We start from the raw sequence: 18,801 nt of genomic DNA, 5'->3' as shown, positions 1-18,801 counted from the left end.
CCCCTCCGGTATTTTCTTTGGTGCAAACAATCAGAGGGACCCTAGCAGCCTCGTTCCCGCCGCGGCAAAACCGTTAGCCCTGCAATGATCGAATGGCATACCCCCCAAAAACGCTGGCCCCATAAAAACGCCGGCCAGCCGCAACTCAGCGGTGTGCGGCTTCCCGCCCGGCCATGGCGTCCTCCGGGTTGTCGGCCTCGGCGTCGGTCTCGTGGGTCAGGTGGCGGTGCATCCGCTCCTCGTCCAGGGCGCCTTCCCACTTGGCGACGACGATGGTGGCCACACCGTTGCCGACCAGGTTGGTCAGCGCGCGCGCCTCGGACATGAAGCGGTCCACGCCCAGGATCAGCGCGATGCTCGCCACCGGGATGGTGCCGACCGACGCCAGCGTCGCGGCCAGCACGATGAAGCCGCTGCCCGTCACCCCCGCCGCCCCCTTGGAGGTCAGCAGCAGCACGCCGATGATCCCCAACTCGTGCGCCAGCGTCAGCGGCGTGTTGGTCGCCTGCGCCAGGAAGATGGCGGCCATGGTCAGGTAGATGCAGGTGCCGTCCAGGTTGAAGGAATAACCGGTCGGGATCACCAGCCCGACCACCGACTTGTCGCAGCCCAGGTTCTCCAGCTTCGCCATCATCCGCGGCAGCACCGATTCCGACGAGGAGGTGCCGAGCACGATCAGCAGCTCCTCCTTGATGTAGCGGACGAAGCGGAAAATGTTGAAACCGGCCATCCAGGCGACGAAGCCCAGCACGACGAAGACGAACAGTAGGCAAGTCGCGTAGAAGCCGGCCATCAGCTTGCCCAGCGACAGCAGCGTGCCCAGCCCGTACTTGCCGATTGTGAAGGCCATGGCGCCGAAGGCACCCAGCGGCGCCACGCGCATGATGATGCCCACGACCTTGAACAGGGCGGCGGAGGTCAGGTCGATGACCGACAGCAGCGGCTTGCCGCGTTCGCCCAGGAAATGGATGCCGAAGGCGAACAGGATCGCGAACAGCAGCACCTGGAGGATTTCGCCCTCCGCGAAGGCGCCGACGACGGTGTCCGGGATGATGTGCAGGATGTAGTCGACGGCCCCGGTCTTCTCCGCCGCCTGGGTGTAGGTCTGGATCGCCTTGGTGTCGAGCGTGGAGGGGTCGACGTTCATGCCCGCGCCGGGCTTCCACAGGTTGACGATCACCAGCCCGATGACCAGCGCGATGGTGGTCATAGCCTCGAAATACAGGATCGCCTTGATGCCGACGCGGCCGACCTTTTTCATGTCGTCCATGCTGGCGATGCCGTGCACGACGGTGCAGAAGATGATCGGCGCGATCAGCATCTTGATCAGCTTCACGAAGCCGTCCCCGAAGGGCTTCATCTTCTCCGCCAGCGCCGGATAAAAGTATCCGAGCGCGATCCCGATCGCGATGGCGCACAGGACCTGGAAATACAGGTTGGTGTAGAGCGGCTTGTGAGCCGGCGGTGACGGCGGGCGGGGGCCTGCGCCGGCCGTCCTGATCTGTTCCTGCATGGCGCGTCTCCCACGATTCCATCATGTAACTGCGCCGGGGCGCCCGGAGATGCACGCTACCCCGATATTTCCCCGGTTTCCGGCACGTTCCGCCGCCGCTTTGTCACGGCCAGGCACAGGAGGATTGTTCCGGATCAATGCCGTACTGGGTGCGCGCGCCTAGGCTCGCGATCAGACCAAAGGGGAGATCGCGTCATGAGGATCCTGGATGCCCGCGCCGTCACCACCCTCCAGCGCGCCCGCGTGGTCACCACCGACGACCTGGACCGCTGCCGCACCATCGCTTGGTGGAAATTCGTGACGGGTGCCCTGTTCTTCAGCGCGTGCAGCCTGCTGCCGTCGTTGCTGCCCTGGTGAGGGGGTAGCCGTAAGCCCCCACCCTCCCACGCTGGCGCGTGGGTCCCTCCCTCCCCCGCTTCGCGGGAGAGGGTGGATTCGCAATGCGGCGGCAGTCCCCTCCACCTCGAAGAGGGGGAGGGTTAGGGAGGGGGCAATCCCCGGTGCCGCGCCAAATACAACGGCGTGCGCGACTTCGGCACCTTGAAGGTGAAATTGTACCGCGCGACGTGGTAGCTGGGGTCGAAGCCGTAGAAGTTCAGGCGCATGCGCTCCAGCTCTTCCGCCCGGTAGGCTTCCAGCGGCTTCACCGCCTCATCCTCCGCACGGTGCCGCCGCTTCTCCTCCACCAGCACGGGCAGCGCCGGGTCGGCGGCCAGCGCGCGGGCGCGCTCCCGCACCTCCGCCCGGAAATCGGCTACACCACGCCCGAACGCCTCGTCCAGCAGCCCGAGCCGCCGCGCCTCCGGCGTGCCCATGGGCAGGCGGGCCTCGGTCACCGCGCGGGCGCGCTCTTCCCCCACCCGTCGGGGCAGGACGTAGGTCCAGTATTCGCTGCCATAGAGGTTGCCCATGCCCTTGTAGTGCGGGTTCAGCACCACGCCAGAGCGCGCCCACACCCGGTCGACGGCCAGCGCCAGGAACACCCCGCCCGCCCCGGCGTTGCCGGCCAGCGCCGCCACGGTGATCTTGTCGCCCGTCGTCAGGATGGCGCGGGCGAGGTCGTCGATGGCGTTGATCGTGCGCCAGGACTCGTCGGCCGGGCTGTCCGCCGCCTCGATGACGTTCAGGTGGATGCCGTTGCTCCAGAAATCGTCGCCGCCGGCCAGCACGATCACCCGCACGTCGCGCCGGCAGGCCGACTGATAGGCGGCGAGCAGCCGCTCGCACTGCCGGGTGCTCATGGCGCCGTTGTAAAACGGAAAGTGCAGCCAGCCGACGCCGTCCGCCTCCTCGTACCACAGGTCGCGGTAGCCCGGTGCCTCCGGCAGGCGTGCGGCGGCCTCCCCCAGCACCAGCGCGGCGGGCAGCTTCAGGGAAATCTCGGCGTCCCACGGCTTCAGGTGCCCGATCCACACCGCGCCATCCACCGTGGCGCGGCACACCGCCCCCTCGCAGCGGGCGATCAGCGCGCCGGGCATGCCGCGCAAGGACGCCTCCGGTCGGGCGTCGAACAGGCTGACCTCGCGGTCCCCGATCCGGTCGCGCACGCCCGGCATGCCGTCGCCGCTGCGGATCTTGCGCAGCACGGCGGCGGTGTCGTCGCGGCCCCAGTCGATGGACCGGTCAGCCTGCCGCATCGCCGGGCGGGCGCGGCCAAAAACAGCCAGGTCAGCCGGATCGAACGGTGCCGGCTTGCCCCCGGCCGCAAAGCGCTCCAGCGCGTCGAGCACCGCCGCGACCGCGCCCTCCGTCACCTCGTGCCGGTACAGGCTGGCCTTCGGCGCATCGCGCATCACGAAGGGGACGGAGCCCCAGACGTCGCCCGCGTCCATCTCCCCGTTCGCCTGGAGCAGGGTGACGCCCCAGCGCTCCGCCCCCTCCAGCACCGCCCAATCCAACGCCGACGGCCCCCGGTCGCCCAAGGGGCCGGGATGCACGACGAGGCAGGGCACACGGCGCCACACGTCCTCCGGGATCGCGCGCTTCAGGAAGGGGGCGAGGACGAGGTCCGGGCCGAACAGCCCGACCGCCTCCCGCGTCACCGCGTCGTTGACGTCGAATTCCAGCGACAGCGCGTGCCCGCGCTCCGCCAGTTCCACGTACAGACGTTGCACCAAACTGTTGAAGGCGTGGCACAGGATCAGGATGCGCATCAGGCGGCCCCCGCATTTTGGTGGTCGCGGAAGCGCCCGTAGGTGTAGTGGGCGGCGCAGCCCCCCTCCGCCGACACCATGCAGGACCCCATGGGGTTTTCCGGCGTGCAGACCGTGCCGAACAGCTTGCAGTCGCTGGGCCGCTTCACCCCGCGCAGGATCGCCCCACACTCGCAGCCCTTGTGGTCGGGCACGGAGCGGCCGGGCACGGCGAAGCGCCGCTCCGCGTCGAAGGCGCCATAGGCCTCCTTGATGCGCAACCCGCTGTAGGGAACGATACCCAAGCCGCGCCATTCGAAGCTGCGCCGCATCTCGAACACCTCGGCGACGAGCCGTTGGGCCTTGCGGTTGCCGTCGCGGGTCACGGCGCGGGTAAACTGGTTCTCCACCCCCGCCCGCCCTTCGTTCACTTGGCGCACCAGCATCAGGATGGCCTGGAGCACGTCCAACGGCTCAAACCCCGCGACGACGACCGGCTTGCGGTATTCCTCCGCGAAATACTCGTAGGGACGGCTGCCGATGACGACGGAGACGTGCGCCGGACCGATGAAGCCGTCCAGCGGCAGGGTGCCCAGCTCCCGCACCTCCGGGCTTTCCAGGATGTTCTGGATGGCCGAGGGGGTCAGGACATGGTTGCAGAAGACGGTGAAGTTGGACAGGCCCCTGGCCTGCGCCGCCTGGATGGCCAGCGCCGTGGGCGGGGTCGTGGTCTCGAAACCGATGGCGAAGAAGACGACCTCGCGGTCCGGGTTCTCCTCCGCGATGCGCAGGGCGTCCATGGTGGACAGCACCATGCGCACGTCCGCACCGCCCGCCTTGGCCTTCAGCAGGCTGACCCGGCCGGAGCCCGGTACGCGCAGAACGTCGCCGTAGGTGCAGAGGATCACGCCGGGCTGGCGCGCGATGGCAATGGCGTCGTCGATGCGCCCCACCGGCAGCACGCAGACCGGGCAGCCCGGCCCATGGATCATGCGGACGTTGGCCGGCAGCAGGTCCGGGATGCCGTAGCGGGAAATGGCGTGGGTGTGCCCCCCGCAGAATTCCATCAGGTGATAGGACCGCCCGGCCGCCGCCTCCCGCCCGATGGCCGCGGCGAGGCCGCGGGCGAGACCAGCGTCCCGGAATTCATCGACGTACTTCATGGGCCCCGCCCGTTCGTCCAAGCCGGACGGCATTTGGCCGCCTGGAGGGCGAACGGGCGTTGATGCGGATCAAGAATGCGACGCGGGATTACCGCGACGCGCCCATCAGCGGCAGGGCCATCTCCGGCCCGCGGTTGCCGTCCTCGATGGCGATGGCCGAGGAGCCGGGGGAGCCCAGCGCCACGTTCACCGGCCGCCCGTTGTTGTGGTTCTTCCACATCTCGTACAGCGCCAGGGCCGCGTAGATCTTGGCCTCGCGGCTGGTGTTGTAGAGCCATTCCTGCGTCGGGATCACGCGCAGGCCGCCGTCGTTGGTCTGCTCCACCCGCTCCGCCATGCGGTAGCCGAGTTGGTTGTTGATGTTCGCCAGCAACCCATCAAAGCCCGACGAGATGCGGCCGAAGCCGGCGTCCGTCGCTGCCGCCGACGCGCCGCTGAGCGTGCTGGGCGTGCGCCGCTTCACGAGGTCGGCGAAGACCCAGCCCTCCTCGCCCGTGCGCATCGACCGCACGCCGAGCCAGTTGCCCTCCTGCTTCAGCTCGATCACCTCGTCGCCGCGCCCGACCGTCGAGCGGATCGAGGCGTTGTCCGACGGTGCCGCGCGCAGGTTCACCTTCTCGCCGCTCACCGCATAGATGTCGCCGGGCGCCGCGGCCGCCGGCAGGGCGAGGGCCGCCGCCATGCCGATCCCGATCACGGAACCCAGAAAAAGCTTCGCTGTCCGAGACATTGCATCCTCCCGCAGGGTTGCGCGCAGAACGCGCGATTTCCCCTTCAACACGCGAGGGCGGGGGTATGCTCCATGGGTACTGTGCGAAAGGCCAGAGTCTTCAGTCGAGCGACCGGCGAGTCTTCAATTGAGCGCGCGGCGCAGCGGGCTGTCGCTGGCCGGCCAGACGCCGCGGTCTTCCGCCTTCGCCCCGTCGAACACCAGCCAGCTCTGCCGGCCATAGTGCGGCAGCGGGCGCAGCAACGCCTGCAAGGCCGCCGCGTCGTCGCCCGCTACCGCCAGGACCGCGCGCCCCTGCGCCGTGCGGAAGGCCCAGACCCGCGCCGTACCGCGCTTGGCAAGGCTGTCGGGCACCAACGGCAGCCGGTAGAGGGCGAGCAGCCGGTCCACCCCCTCCGTCGTGCCGATCAGCGTCAGCGGGGCCACCGGGTCGGTCCGGTCCGGCGCCACGATGCGCGGCTTGCCGTCGGCCAACCGCTCCGCCAGCGCCCGCGCCGCCTGCGCCGCGTCCCCATCAGCGGCGATCACCGTGTTGGCGGCGTGGTCGAGCGTCACGTCGCGCAGGATCGGCGGCGCCTCGCCCGGGGCCAGCCGGCGGAACAGATCGAAGGCCGGATCAACCGACACCGCCTTGGGCGGAGCGTCGGTGCGGATCGTCGTGGTGGCTTGCCGCCCGTCCAGGCGGACGCTGCCCCACACCGTGCCGTTCGCCGTCTCCACCGCCACCGGCACGGTCATCGCGTAGGTGGGGGAGCCCTGCTGCACGGTCAGCGTGACGCCGTCGGCCTGCGCTTTCGCATCGGCCAGCCGCAGCGTCGGGGCGCCGACGCGGATCAGCCACTGCTCGAAGAAGGGGCCGAGGTCGCGGCCGGACGCCCCCTCGAAGGCGCGGCGCAGGTCGGTCCAACCCGCCTCCTTGAAGCGGTGGTCGGTCCAAAATCGTCGGATTCCGTCGGAAAAGGCGCTCTCGCCGATCTCCGCGCGCAGCATGTGGAACAGCATCGCCGCCTTGCCGTAGCCGACGATCTGCGAGGCGTCGTGCACCTTCGACCGGAAGGCGGTCAGCGCCGAGTCGCGGTCGGCCGGCAGGGCGGCGTAGTCGCGCAGCCAGTCCATCCGCATCGCCCGCGCCGCGTCGGGTCCGCGCGATTCGGCGGCGGCGTAGTCGGCCATGAAGGTGGTCAGCCCCTCGCACCAGTTGCCGCCCTCGCCCACACGCACGCCGTTGCCCCACCAGTTGTGCAGGATCTCGTGCGGCAGCGACTGCGCCCGGATGAAGGGAAGGGGCAGCACTTGGCGCCCGATGTAGGTCAGCCCGGGAAAGCCCAGCCCCACGGGCAGCGGCGCCGACAGGATGGAAAAGCCGGCGAAGGGGTAGGCGCCGATGCGCCGCGCCTGCTCGTCGATGGTGCGGGCGGACAGGTCCAGGTAATCGTCGGACAACCCGGCCTGTTCGGGGTGGAAATAGGTCCGCAGGCGCAGGTCGCCGTCCTGGCGCTCCTTCACCTGCCAGGGTCCGGCGAAGAGCGACGGCTCCTCGACGCTGCGCTCCTCGGCGAAGACGGCGCGGTAGCTGTCGCCGCCGCGCGCCTCCTCCAGCAGCCGGCCGGTCGCCACCGCCACGAACGGGGCGGGCACGCGCACGGCGAGCCTCCAAGTCGGCGGCTCATCCCCGCCCAACATATCTCCGGAGGCCGGCAGCCAGCCGCTTCCGGCCGGCAGGTAGGCGCCCTCCTCCCCGGCCATCGGGCCATCGCCACGCGCCTCAGTGGACAAAGGCGCCAGGGTTCCGGAATAGCGCAGCACCACCTCCCCGGCCCCTTCCGGCACAGACAGCCGCAGCGTCGCGCCGCTCCGGTTCACGGGGAGCGGACGCCCACCCGCCGTCGCATCCCCAACCGTCAGTCCGGGCGCGAGGTGCAGCGTCCGGTCCCCCACCGGCAGGTGGAGCCGATCCACCACCTCCAGCCGCCGCGTGTTCGGGTCGAGCGTGACGTCCAGGTCATGGTGCAGACCCGCCGCCCAGGCGGGCAGGGTCCAGGCGAGGGCGGCGATGAGGATGGGAAGGGCAATCCGACGAGCGCGCATGCCCTTCCATATAAGACCCGGCAGCATGAGCGCCAGGATTACGGCACCAGCACCAGCGCGCCGGCGGTGCCGCGGCTTTCCAGCGCCCGGTGGGCGTCGGCCGCGGACTCCAGCGGCAAGGTGGTGACCGGGCCGGCGCTCAAACCCTCTGCGGCGCGGCGCACCACCTCCGTCAAGGCCGCGCGGTAGGTTGCGAGGTCGGCCATGTAGCCGAAGGAGCTGGGCCGCGACACGGCCAGCGATCGGCGCGGGCCGATCTCCGCCAGATCGATGGGCGGCACCGGCCCGCCGGCCTGCCCGACGCTGGCGACCATGCCGAACGGGGCGACGGCGTCCAGCGTGCGGCGGAAGAGGTCGCCGCCGATGCCCTCCACGGCGAAATCCACGCCCCGTCCGCCGGTCAGCTTGCGCGTCCGGGCGGCGACGTCCTCTTCCCGGTAGAGGATGGCATGGTCCAGGCCGTGGGCACGGGCAATCGCCGCCTTGTCCGCGCTGCCCACGGTGCCGATGACCGTGGCGCCAAGGCCCTTCGCCCATTGCGTCAGCACCAGCCCGAGCCCGCCCGCCGCCGCGTGGACGAGCATCGTCGTGCCCGGCCCGACGGGGTGCACGCGGTTCACCAGCATGTGCGCCGTGATGCCGCGCAGAAGCAGCGACGCGGCGACGACCGGGTCCAGCCCCTCCGGCAAGCGGACGGCGCGCTCGGCCGGCAGGTTGCGGGCCTCGGCATAGCCGCCGACCGGCGCGCCGGCCCAGGCGACCCGGTCGCCCGGCCTGAAGCGGTCCACATCCGGCCCGACCGCCTCGACCACGCCGGCACCCTCGACGCCGATCACGGCGGGCGGCGGCGGCAGCGGGTAAAGGCCGGTGCGGTGGTAGACGTCCACATAGTTCACCCCGACGGCCAAATGGCGAATGCGCAGCTCGCCGGGACCGGGGTCGGGCAGGTCGATGGTCTCCAGCCGCAGGGCGTCGGGGCCGCCGGGGCGGTGCAGGCGAATGGCGCGGATCATGGCGTCGTATCTCCACTGTGTGTGCGATGGAGCGACGGTATCCTGTGGCGTTCCGCACGGACATTCGGCAAACTCCCCCATCCTGTGTGCAAATTTCCACAGAGAGGATCATGGACTGGGGCGACTTGCGCTTTTTCGTCGAGCTGGCGCGCAGCGGCAGCCTGTCGGCGACGGCGCGACGGCTGAAGGTCGACCACACCACGGTCGCCCGCCGCGTCGCGGCGCTGGAGGACAGCCTGGGCGTCCGGCTGTTCGACCGGCTGCCGCGCGGCTACGCCCTCACGACCGAGGGGGAGGAGGTCGCGGCGCTGGCAGGACGGCTGGAGGAAGGCGCCTTCGCCATTGAGCGCTTCGCCCGTGGCCAGTCGGCGGAGCCCGCCGGTACGGTGCGCCTGTCGGCCCCGCCGGTCTTCGCCAGCGCCTTCCTCGCCCCGAACCTGGGGCCGTTCCGGACCCGCTTTCCGCAGGTCGTCCTGGAGCTGATCGGCGATTCCCGCGCCGTCAGCCTGACCCGGCGGGAGGCCGACCTCGCCATCCGCCTGAAACGCCCGGAGGATGACGGGCTGGTCAGCCGCCGCGTCGGCACCATGGGCTACGGCCTCTACGCCGCCCCCGCACACCTGGAGGGCCGAGCGGAGGCCGACTGGGAGTTCGTAGGGTATGACGAGAGCCTGGACCACGTGCCGCAGCAGCGCTGGCTGCGCGGCGTGGCGGCGGGCCGGCCCTTCGTGTTCCGTGCCAACGACCTGGGCAGCCTCGCCTCCGCAGCCCGCGCCGGGCTGGGTGTCGCCGCCCTGCCCCATTTCCTGGGCATACCCGACCCCGGGCTGGTCCGTCTTCCCTCCGACCCGGCGCCGGAGGGACGGGAGCTGTGGCTGCTCGTCCACGGCGACCTGCGCCGCGCCGCCCGCGTGCGCGCCACCATGGATTTCCTGATCGCCCTCCTGACGGAGAAGAAAGGGCTGCTGGAAGGCACCGCGTAGGTTGGGTGGAGCGAAGCGCAACCCAACAGGTACGCAATGCAACGTGTGTTGGGTTTCGCTGGCGCTCCACCCAACCTACGGGCTCATCCCGTGCAGTCCATCCGCCGCCGCACGGCGGCGAGCAAGCTGGACAGGCTCTTGTCGCGGATGCCCAGCTCTTCCAGGTGCGCGACGGTGTTGGCGAGATAGTCCAGGTTCGGCCCGCGCTCGCCGCGGCAGCCGGCGATGCGGTCGGCCATGGTCGACTCGTCGAGGCAGCCACAGTACTGGCAATGCCGGCGGTCCACCACGAAGGTGCAGGCGGTCACCGGCGCCCGTCCGCCGCCCAGGCGCACCGGCACCATCTTCGGCCGGTAGACCCGGTTGATCATCTCCCGGTCCCACAGATAGTCCAGGGTCGTCGGCACATGCTCCGGCGCCACGCGGAAGACGAGGCCCCGGCAGGAGCCGCCGCGGTCCAGCCCCAGCACCAGCCCCGGCCGTTCCGGCGTTCCGCGGTAGCGGTACGAGGAGACGCAGAAGCGCCGGTGATAGCCGCCGATGACCGCCGGCTGGCTTTCCAGGAATGGGAAGCCGGGGTTCCACATCAGCGATCCATAGCCGAAAACCCACAGATCGGCGCCGGGATCGACGGTGATGTCCATGGTCCATCGGGGCGGATGGCGGGGGGTGGCGGGGGGCGTCGCGCGGGTCGGCGCAACAACCGGAAGCTCGGCAACAAGCGATTGCGTATCGAGCAGCATGTCCCAGAAGTATTCAATTGGCGCGATCTTGCGCCGACCGGGTGAATGCTAGCACGGTCCCGGCCTGCCCGCTATAACGTGGGTGTCATACAACGGAAATGCCACACATGCGCACACGCAGGGTCATCGCGACCGTCATCCTGGCCTTGGCGGTCGCCATCGCCGCCTATTCCGTCTGGTGGTGGCAGGCAGCAATGGCGGTGGAGCGCGGCGTGCTCGCCTGGATCGAGGAGCAGCGCTCCGCCGGAACGATGGTGGAGCATCGCGGCCTGACCGTGACCGGCTATCCCCTGTCCATCCGCGCCGCGCTGGAGTCCCCGCACCTCGCCACCCGCGGCGTGGAGTGGCAGGGCACCCGTCTGGTGGCCGAGGCGCCGCCCTGGAACCACACGCGCATCGCGCTGGACCTGCCGGGGGAGCAGCGCCTGACTCTGGTCCAGGCCAACCAGCCGCCCTTCGACCTCCGCGCCAAGGGGGGCGGCACGGGGCATGTCCTGCTGACCTTCGGCGGGCTGCCGGTGGAACTCCAGATTGGCCTCAAGGACCTCGTCGCCCAGCCGGACGCCCTGCCCGTCCCGGTCGCGGCGCTGGACCTGACCGCCACCCAGCCCGCCGAGCCGCCGGCCGGCCACGGCGACGCGGGCCTGTCCGTCTCCGCCACTGCCAGCGGCGTGACCCTGCCGCAGGAGGTGCCGGGCTCGCTGGGCCGCCAAGTGGAGCGCGCGCTGGTCACCGCGCGCGTGATGGGCCGCCCGCCCAAGCCGGAGCCGGCCAGTCTGTCGGCCTGGAGTCGCGAGGGCGGCACGGTCCAGCTCGACAGCCTGAAGCTCGATTGGGGGCCGCTGAAGCTGGCGATGAACGGCACGCTGGCGCTCGACGCCGCACTCCAGCCGCAGGCGGCCCTGACCGCGGAGGTGCGCGGATTCCAGGCCGTGCTCGACGCCCTCCAGGGTGTATTCCGGCCCAAGGAGCTGGCCTTCGCCCGCACGATGCTGACCATGCTCGCCCGCCCGGCCGAACCCGGCGGCGAACCGGTGCTGACCGCCCCCGTCACGGTGCAGAATCAGGCGCTGTTCCTCGGGCCCCTGAAGGTCGCCGCGCTGCCTCCGGTGGTGTGGTAAAGCGGATTGCGATCCGCTTTGGACTGCGACCGCGGTCCCGGCCGCCCATGCGGCCGAAGCCCGGCCGGCGAATGAGGCCGTGTGAATCTAAAGCGAATGAAAATTCGCTTTAGGCGCTTCGATTCGCGCCACCGGCCATGTTTGCGGCCATGTTTGTGCTTGCATGCGCCGGTGGAGGCACCACTTAGAACGAACCGAAGTCGCTCAGCGCGATGCGTTCGCCGGCCCCCGTCCCGGGTCCGGGCCTTGTCCCCGTTTGAATGGGATGCCGTTCGCGTTTTTGCCGAGAACCTCTGCGCCGTCCAAGCGTTGCAGTGTTCGCCGCGGTGCACCGATGCGCACCGGAGCGGTCTTTCACACAAACCGAGACAAGAGCCGGCGGGGACACACCCGACCGGGCCGGAGGATTCTTATGACGACTGCCATCACCCCGACGGACCGCACAAACGCCACGCCGCAGACGCACGTGGCCCCGGACATTCGTCCGCTGACGCCCCGTGGGCCGGAGTGGCCCCGCTTGACCCGGCGCGAAGTGCGCCAAATTATTCTGGACATCATGGGATAATTGGGGTCACGTCCCCATCGCATGAGTCCCACGCCACCACTGGCATGGTGAAACTTTTAGGAGATCGACAATAGCCAAGCTTTATGACGCGGATCCGGTCCGCGAAGGCCCGCGCCTCAATCGGGAAATCACCGCCCGCACCGTCCGTCTGGTCGGCGCCAACGGGGAGATGATCGGCATCGTCTCCCTGCGCGACGCTTTTGACGCGGCGGCGGATGCGGAACTTGATCTGGTCGAGATTGCGCCCCAGGCCGACCCGCCGGTCTGCAAGATCCTCGATTACGGCAAGCACCGCTTCGAGGAGCAGAAGAAGGCCAACGAGGCGCGCAAGAAGCAGAAGATCATCGAGTTGAAGGAGCTGAAGCTCCGCCCCAACATCGATGACCACGACTATGACGTCAAGATGCGCGCCGCGCAGCGGTTCCTCGAAGAGGGCGACAAGGTCAAGATGACCATGCGCTTCCGCGGGCGCGAGATGGCCCACCAGGATCTGGGCATGAACGTGCTCATCCGCGTGCGCGACCAGCTCCAGGACGTGGCCAAGGTGGAGCAGATGCCCCGGATGGAAGGCCGCATGATGATCATGGTCCTGGCCCCGCGCTGACAGGGCCATGAGCTGACCGTGGCTACGGCGCCGGGAAACCGGCGCCGGCGGCCAGCTACGCCGTTTTACGCCTGCCGGGCGTCGATGATGCCGCGGCGGATGGCGCGCGTCTTGGTGAAGTGGTCCTGCAGCACCTCGCCTTCGCCCCAGCGGATGGCGCGCTGGAGGGCGGTCAGGTCCTCCGTAAAGCGCTGGAGGATCTCCAGAACCGCCTCGCGGTTGTTGATGAAGATGTCACGCCACATCACCGGATCGCTGGCCGCGATGCGGGTGAAGTCGCGGAAGCCGCCGGCCGAGAACTTGATCACCTCCGACTTGGTGTCGTCCTCCAGGTCGGACGCGGTGCCGACGATGGTGTAGGCGATCAGGTGCGGCAGGTGCGACGTGATGGCGAGCACCCGGTCGTGGTGGTTCGCATCCATGATTTCCACCGTCGACCCGACGCGGCGCCACATCTCCGCGACCTTGTCCAGCGCCTCCGGGTTGGCCCCGGACGGCGGGGTCACGATGCACCAGCGGCCCTGGAACAGGGTGGCGAATCCGGCCTCCGGACCGGAATGCTCGGTGCCCGCCACCGGGTGACCGGGGATCAGGTGCACGCCCTCGGGCATATGCGGCCCGACGTCGCGCAGCACCGCCTGCTTCACCGAGCCCACGTCGGTCACGATGGTGCCGGGGCGCAGCAGCGGCCCGATGCGCTCCCCGACCTCCGCGAAGCTGCCGACCGGGGTCGCCAGCACGACGAGGTCGGCGCCGGCCAGCGCCTCGGCGAGGTCGGTCGTCGCCCGCTCCACGATGCCCAGTTCCATCGCCTTGGCGCAGGCCTCGGCGCTGCGGTCGGCGCAGACCACGTGCGCCGCGACCCCATACTCCGTGAGCGCCCGCGCCAGGGAGGAGCCGATCAGGCCGATGCCGAGGATGGCAACGCGGTCGAACAGGGGGGCAGCGGTGTCGCTCATGATGGGGTACCGGCAGCGGAAGGGTTGCGGAACGCCCCGCTATAAACCACCAAGCCGCCCGACGACCAAGCGAAAGTTGGGCCCCAATGTTGAACCCAACGAATCACCCGGCCGCGCGGCCGTCGCCCTTATCCAGCGGAATGGCCGGCACCACCCACCCATCGCGGATCGCCAGCCGCAGCGCTTCCCCCGTCGCGACCTGGGCGTCGCCGCCGATCCGCAGCATCAGGCGGACGCCCGGCGCCTCCGCCGGTTCCGCCTCGACCAGCACGAAGCCGCCCTTGTAGGCGGCGCGCACCACCGTCGCCGCGATGGAACCCTGCGGGTCGGGCTCCAGATCCTCCGGGCGCAGGCAGAGCGGCGCCGGCCCTTCTCCCTGGCCGGGCCGGCAGCGGACCACGGCCTCCGCGCCGAACAGCCGCACGCGGCATCGGCCGTCCACGGCCGTCGTCAGGACCACGCACTCCACCACCGCGCCCTGGCCGACAAAGCCCGCGACCATGGGCGTCGCCGGCTCCCGGTAGAGCGTGCGCGGCGGCGCCACCTGGGCGAGGCGCCCGTGGTCGAGCACGGCGATGCGCGTCGCCAGCGCCATCGCCTCCGCCTGGTCGTGCGTCACATAGACCATGGTGGCGCCGGTCTTGGCGTGAAAGTCCGCGAACTCCTCCTCCATCGCCGCGCGCAGGTGCACGTCGAGGTTGGCGAGCGGCTCGTCCAGCAGCACCAGTTCCGGGCTCATGACCAGGCAGCGGGCCAGCGCGACGCGCTGCCGCTGGCCGCCCGACAGCTCCGCCGGTCGGCGCGCCTCGTAGCCGGTCAGGCCCACCGTCTCCAGCGCGGCGCGGACCCGCCGTTCCCGGTCGGGCTTCGGCACGCGCGCCGTTTCCAGCGGGTAGGCGACGTTGCCGGCCACCGTCATGTGCGGCCACAGCGCGTAGGACTGGAAGACCAGCCCGATCCGCCGCTCTTCCGGCGGGACGTGGGTGCCCGGCCCGGACAGCGTGCGCCCGCCGACGGCGATCCGCCCGGCGTCCAGCCGCTCGAACCCCGCGACCATGCGCAGCAGCGTGCTCTTCCCGCAACCGGACGGCCCGAGCAGCGCCAGGAACTCCCCCGCCGCGACATCGAGGGTCACCCCGTCCACCGCCGGTGCGGCGGTGCCCGCGTAATGGCGGGAGGCGGCGTCAATCAGGAGGGCGGGCGTCTGGTCGGGCATGGAAACCGGCCGAAAGGGTGGCGAACGGGGATACGCAGTGCGCAGAAGGCGCCGGCCAAGTCAAGTGACGCTGCGGTGACGCCCAAGGCAATCGCCTATGGCCGAATAACCCTCTCCCCCTGGGGAGAGGGGATTTGAACCGCGATGACGCCGCTCGTTCCGGGGCCGGAATGCAATGCCCCCCGCCCTGTTGGCTGCCGGTGATCCCGCAACTCTCCTTCGGTGCCCATGGGCCTGTTCGAACTGGTGTCCATCCTGCTGACCCTGGCGGCCCTGTTCGGCTTCGTCAGCCACCGCTGGCTTCGCCTGCCTGGGACGGTCGGGGTGTTCCTGCTGGCCTTCGGCGTCGCCTTCGCAACCAGCCTCGCCGCCTCCCTGGTGCCCGGCGCCGAGGGCGTCCGCGACTGGGAGCAGAAACTGATCGCGTCCGCCAACCTGCCGGCAACCCTGCTGCAAGGGGCGCTTGCCTTCCTGCTGTTCGCCGGCGCGATCGAGCAGGACAGCGCAGAGCTGTGGCATCGGCGCTGGTCGGTCGCGGCGCTCGCCTCGCTGTCGGTGGTCATCTCCACGGCGGTGTTCGGCACCGCGATGTGGCTGCTGTTCGGCTGGCTGGGGCAGGCGGTGCCCTTCGTCTGGTGCCTCGTCCTCGGGGCGGCGCTCGCCCCCACCGACCCGGTCGCCGTGCTGGCGGTGCTGGAGCATTCTCCGCTGCCCGGTGGCCTGCGCGCCGCCATCGCCGGGGAAAGCCTGTTCAACGACGGCGTGGGCGTCGTCCTCTTCACCGTCCTGCTGGGCATCGCCACGGGGGCGGAGGCCGACGTGACCGTCGGCGGAGTCGCCCCCATCGCGATTTGGGACTTCGTGAAGGAGGCCGGCGGCGGGACGCTGCTCGGCCTCGCGACCGGCTCCGTCGCCTTCTGGGCCAAGAAGCAGGCCGACGACGCGTCGGTGGAACTGTCCATCTCGCTCGCGCTCGCCGCCGCGACCTACAGCCTCGCGCTGCGGCTGGACGTGTCGGGGCCGATCGCGGTCGTGGCGGCCGGCCTGCTGATCGGCACCACGGCGGAGCGGCACGTCTCCTCCGAAAAGGCCGGGCGCATCCTCAAGACCTTCTGGCAGAAGGTGGACGCCATCCTGAACGCGATGCTGTTCCTTTTGGTCGGGCTGGAGGCGGCGATCCTGTCGTCGTGGAGCGGCGCGGTCCTTCTCGCGGCGCTGGCCGCCCCGCTGGTTGCCCTGGCGGCGCGCTTGGCGAGCGTGGTTCCCGTGGTCCTCGCCCATGCCCGCTATGAGCGCAAGGCGGGGGCCATCGCAGTTCTGGTGTGGGGCGGCGTGCGCGGCGGCGTTGCCGTGGCGCTGGTGCTGTCCCTGCCCGACAGCCCGCACCGGGACGCGCTGCTCACCGTCTGCTACGCGGTCGTCGCCTTCACCCTCGTGGCGCAGAGCTTGACGCTGGGCCGGCTGGCGCGGCGTGCCTTTCCCGACGCCGGGTGATTTCACACGCTCAGCCGACGCAAACCAGGGATGCACAAGACGGCCTTTCGCGAGAAGCTCTTCCCATTATCTACTCCACCGTGAGCGTTCTTACCCCTTACATACACATTTTCTTGTGTAAATTGGAGAGTCGGCATGGCTGACGTGACACTCGGCCGGGCGGCGGGCCCGGCCGTGTTTGTGCCCGGGATCGACTGGCGTGTGGCCGGGGCCGCGCTGCTGGCGCTGGCGGGCGGCGGCCTGTGGATCGGGGGCTCCGTCTCCGGCACGCAGGCGGCGCTGTACCTGATCGGCGGGGCCATGGGCCTTGTCCTCTACCACGCGCTGTTCGGCTTCACCTCCGCCTTCCGCGTCTTCATCGCGGACCGGCGCGGGGCCGGCCTGCGGGCGCAGATGATCATGCTGGCGGTGGCCTGCGCGCTGTTCTTCCCGGTGCTGGCGGCGGGGACGCTGTTCGGAGCGCCGGTGAAGGGGCTGGTGTCGCCAGTCGGCGTCTCGGTCGTAATCGGCGCCTTCCTGTTCGGCGTCGGCATGCAGCTGGGCGGCGGCTGCGCGTCCGGCACGCTCTACACCGTGGGCGGCGGCAGCACGCGCATGCTGGTCACGCTGTTCTTCTTCGTCGTCGGCTCCGTGCTCGGCGCCTATCACCTGCCCTGGTGGCAGACGCAGCCGACCTTCGCGCCGGTTTCGCTGGTGTCGGCCTGGGGCTGGCCGCTGGCGCTGGCCGTGAATCTCGCCATCTTCGCTGCGGTCTACGCCGTGACCGTGTTGCTGGAAAAGCGTGCTCACGGCCGCCTGGTCGTAGGCGCGCCGGCCCGCACCGTGGGTTTCCAGCGCTTCCTGCGCGGCCCCTGGCCGCTGGTCTGGGGTGCGGTCGCGCTCGCCCTGCTGAACTTCGCGACGCTGGCGCTGGCCGGCCGCCCCTGGGGCATCACGTCGGCTTTCGCGCTGTGGGGCAGCAAGGGTCTGGCCGCGCTCGGCGTCGACGTCGCCTCCTGGCCCTTCTGGCAGCCGCCGGCCCAGGCCAAGTCGCTGCAGGACAGCGTGCTGGCCGACGTCACCTCGGTGATGGACTTCGGCATCATCGTCGGCGCGCTGTTCGCCGCCGGGCTGGCCGGCAAGTTCGCGCCGATCTGGAAGCTGCCGCTGCGCTCGCTCGTCGCGGCGGTGGTCGGCGGCGTGCTGCTCGGCTACGGCTCCCGCCTCGCCTACGGCTGCAACATCGGGGCCTATTTCAGCGGCATCGCGTCGGGCAGCCTGCACGGCTGGGTGTGGATCGTCGCGGCGCTGGCCGGCAACGTGCTGGGCACCCGCCTGCGCCCTGCGTTCGGCCTGGAGGTGGAGCGCATTCCGCGGCAGACGTCTTGCTGATTGGCTGACGCGTCCTGCTGATAAGTCGTGTGAAGTCGTCGCGTTGGGGCCCCACCCAACCCTCCCCCACTTCGCGGGGGAGGCCTTTCATCACAGAGCGGCGGCAGTCCCCTCCCCCGTCGAAGATGGGGGAGGGTTAGGGTGGGGGCCCAACGCCCGGACCTGTCGTCACGCCGCCGACGGCAACTTCACGATGCCGCTGTCCTTCAGCGCGCGGTCGATGGCGGCCATCACGCGGTCCTGGACGCGTGCCACGTCGCCGCGGTGCGGCGGGCTCCACCAGCGGATGTGCAGCACGGCCTTTTCCGGTGAGACGGAGGTCGTCAGAACCTCCGGCGCCGGGTCGGTCAGCACGCCGTCCACGCCGCGCACCGTCGTCAGGATGGCGTTGCGGGCGCGGTCCAGGTCGGCCCCGATGTCAACGGCCAGGTCCACCTCCGACCGGCGGCCCTTGTAGGCGGTGTTGACCAGCACCGCGTCGGTGAACAGCTTGGAATTGGGGATCACCGCCCGCCGCCCATCGTAGGTGCGCAGCTCCGTCGCGCGGGTCTGGATGTCCTCCACCGTGCCCTCGAACCCGCCGAAGACGATCTCGTCGCCGATGCGGAAGGGCCGGGTCACCAGGATCAGGATCCCGGCCAGGAAGTTCTGCAAAACGTCCTTGAAGGCGAAGCCGACCGCCACGCTGCTGATGCCCAGCAGCTGGACGAGGCTTCCCGCGGTCAGGGTCGGGATGACGATGGTCAGGGCCACGAACAGCCCGACGATGGTCACCGCACCCTGGACCAGACGGCCCAGCACCCGCTCCAGCCCCGCCGAGGCGTGGCGGCCGATCAGGCGCAGCACCAGCGATCGCACCATCCGGGCGACGACCAGGAAGATCAGGAAGACCAGAACGGCGATCATCAGGTTCGGCAGCAGCGCGATGGCGCCGTGCAGCATCGACTGAATGCGGTCGGCGGCTGCGGACAAATCAATGTTCATCAAAAATCCCTCAACAGTCCGGGCACACCATTTTCAATGCCCAAAGGGCGGGGATGTTCCACCGGTGCGGCGTTGCCAAAGCGCGCGCGCCGGTCCACCTTCCCTGGCAGCAAACAACCAGA

Annotated in this window: 16 protein-coding genes; 6 read left to right on the top strand and 10 right to left on the bottom strand. The window is 70.1% G+C overall.

The window, feature by feature from the left end; genetic code table 11:
* Positions 1 to 145: 145 nt before the first annotated feature.
* Positions 146 to 1,513, bottom strand: coding sequence for a dicarboxylate/amino acid:cation symporter (locus M2351_RS36345; RefSeq protein WP_264660852.1), 1,368 nt, complete (start codon positions 1,511 to 1,513; stop codon positions 146 to 148).
* A gap of 195 nt (positions 1,514 to 1,708) precedes the next feature.
* Here M2351_RS36345 and M2351_RS36340 point away from each other — a divergent pair, with 195 nt between their 5' ends.
* Positions 1,709 to 1,870, top strand: a complete 162-nt coding sequence (locus tag M2351_RS36340) for a hypothetical protein (protein ID WP_264660851.1) — start codon at positions 1,709 to 1,711, stop codon at positions 1,868 to 1,870.
* 122 nt (positions 1,871 to 1,992) lie between these two features.
* Here the strand turns inward: M2351_RS36340 and M2351_RS36335 are convergent, their stop codons facing one another.
* The 5 genes from M2351_RS36335 to M2351_RS36315 all read right to left on the bottom strand — a co-directional run bounded on the left by M2351_RS36335 (position 1,993) and on the right by M2351_RS36315 (position 8,639).
* Positions 1,993 to 3,666 carry a hydrogenase maturation protein gene (locus M2351_RS36335; RefSeq protein WP_264660850.1) on the bottom strand — a complete coding sequence of 558 codons (1,674 nt, stop codon included), beginning with the start codon at positions 3,664 to 3,666 and terminating at the stop codon, positions 1,993 to 1,995.
* The gene (gene hypD / locus M2351_RS36330; RefSeq protein ID WP_264660849.1) at positions 3,666 to 4,808 is read right to left on the bottom strand and encodes a hydrogenase formation protein HypD; all 1,143 of its coding nucleotides are present in this window, start codon (positions 4,806 to 4,808) and stop codon (positions 3,666 to 3,668) included. The genes M2351_RS36335 and hypD overlap by 1 nt, the downstream gene beginning before the upstream one ends.
* A gap of 88 nt (positions 4,809 to 4,896) precedes the next feature.
* The gene (locus tag M2351_RS36325) at positions 4,897 to 5,538 is read right to left on the bottom strand and encodes an SH3 domain-containing protein (protein WP_264660848.1); all 642 of its coding nucleotides are present in this window, start codon (positions 5,536 to 5,538) and stop codon (positions 4,897 to 4,899) included.
* 123 nt (positions 5,539 to 5,661) lie between these two features.
* Positions 5,662 to 7,626: a M1 family metallopeptidase gene (locus M2351_RS36320; protein ID WP_264660847.1), complete on the bottom strand. Its 1,965-nt coding sequence runs from the start codon at positions 7,624 to 7,626 to the stop codon at positions 5,662 to 5,664.
* A 38-nt stretch (positions 7,627 to 7,664) separates the two neighbouring features.
* Positions 7,665 to 8,639 (bottom strand): quinone oxidoreductase family protein, encoded by a 975-nt coding sequence (locus tag M2351_RS36315; protein WP_264660846.1) that lies wholly within the window; start codon positions 8,637 to 8,639, stop codon positions 7,665 to 7,667.
* Positions 8,640 to 8,749: 110 nt separating this feature from the next.
* On the opposite strand from M2351_RS36315, the gene M2351_RS36310 reads away from it, so the two are divergent.
* Entirely contained in the window at positions 8,750 to 9,622 is an 873-nt protein-coding gene (locus tag M2351_RS36310; RefSeq protein ID WP_264660845.1) for a LysR family transcriptional regulator, read from the top strand.
* A gap of 83 nt (positions 9,623 to 9,705) precedes the next feature.
* Here M2351_RS36310 and M2351_RS36305 read toward each other — a convergent pair whose 3' ends face one another.
* Complete coding sequence (locus M2351_RS36305; protein WP_264660844.1) at positions 9,706 to 10,266, bottom strand: gamma-glutamylcyclotransferase; 561 nt, start codon at positions 10,264 to 10,266, stop codon at positions 9,706 to 9,708.
* Positions 10,267 to 10,472: 206 nt separating this feature from the next.
* Here M2351_RS36305 and M2351_RS36300 point away from each other — a divergent pair, with 206 nt between their 5' ends.
* Together M2351_RS36300 and infC are read left to right on the top strand one after the other, a co-directional pair.
* Positions 10,473 to 11,486, top strand: a complete 1,014-nt coding sequence (locus M2351_RS36300; RefSeq protein ID WP_264660843.1) for a DUF2125 domain-containing protein — start codon at positions 10,473 to 10,475, stop codon at positions 11,484 to 11,486.
* Positions 11,487 to 12,121: 635 nt separating this feature from the next.
* Entirely contained in the window at positions 12,122 to 12,655 is a 534-nt protein-coding gene (gene infC, locus M2351_RS36295) for a translation initiation factor IF-3 (protein WP_264662407.1), read from the top strand.
* Positions 12,656 to 12,720: 65 nt separating this feature from the next.
* Here infC and M2351_RS36290 read toward each other — a convergent pair whose 3' ends face one another.
* The gene (locus tag M2351_RS36290) at positions 12,721 to 13,614 is read right to left on the bottom strand and encodes a prephenate/arogenate dehydrogenase family protein (protein WP_264660842.1); all 894 of its coding nucleotides are present in this window, start codon (positions 13,612 to 13,614) and stop codon (positions 12,721 to 12,723) included.
* A gap of 103 nt (positions 13,615 to 13,717) precedes the next feature.
* On the bottom strand, positions 13,718 to 14,830 hold the full coding sequence (locus M2351_RS36285; RefSeq protein WP_264660841.1) for an ABC transporter ATP-binding protein: 1,113 nt from the start codon (positions 14,828 to 14,830) through the stop codon (positions 13,718 to 13,720).
* A 228-nt stretch (positions 14,831 to 15,058) separates the two neighbouring features.
* On the opposite strand from M2351_RS36285, the gene M2351_RS36280 reads away from it, so the two are divergent.
* A complete protein-coding gene (locus M2351_RS36280) occupies positions 15,059 to 16,324 on the top strand; it encodes a cation:proton antiporter (protein ID WP_264660840.1) in 1,266 nt (421 codons plus the stop codon).
* Between the two features lie 135 nt (positions 16,325 to 16,459).
* Positions 16,460 to 17,695 (top strand): YeeE/YedE family protein, encoded by a 1,236-nt coding sequence (locus tag M2351_RS36275; protein WP_264660839.1) that lies wholly within the window; start codon positions 16,460 to 16,462, stop codon positions 17,693 to 17,695.
* Positions 17,696 to 17,863: 168 nt separating this feature from the next.
* On the opposite strand, the gene M2351_RS36270 is transcribed toward M2351_RS36275, so the two are convergent.
* Positions 17,864 to 18,679: a mechanosensitive ion channel family protein gene (locus M2351_RS36270; RefSeq protein ID WP_264660838.1), complete on the bottom strand. Its 816-nt coding sequence runs from the start codon at positions 18,677 to 18,679 to the stop codon at positions 17,864 to 17,866.
* Positions 18,680 to 18,801: the final 122 nt, after the last annotated feature.

It is taken from the genome of Azospirillum canadense, from assembly GCF_025961225.1.
Taxonomy (GTDB): Bacteria; Pseudomonadota; Alphaproteobacteria; order Azospirillales; family Azospirillaceae; genus Azospirillum; species Azospirillum canadense.
Note: the sequence above shows the minus strand (reverse complement) of the source record. Positions and strands in the feature narration are given on the sequence as shown.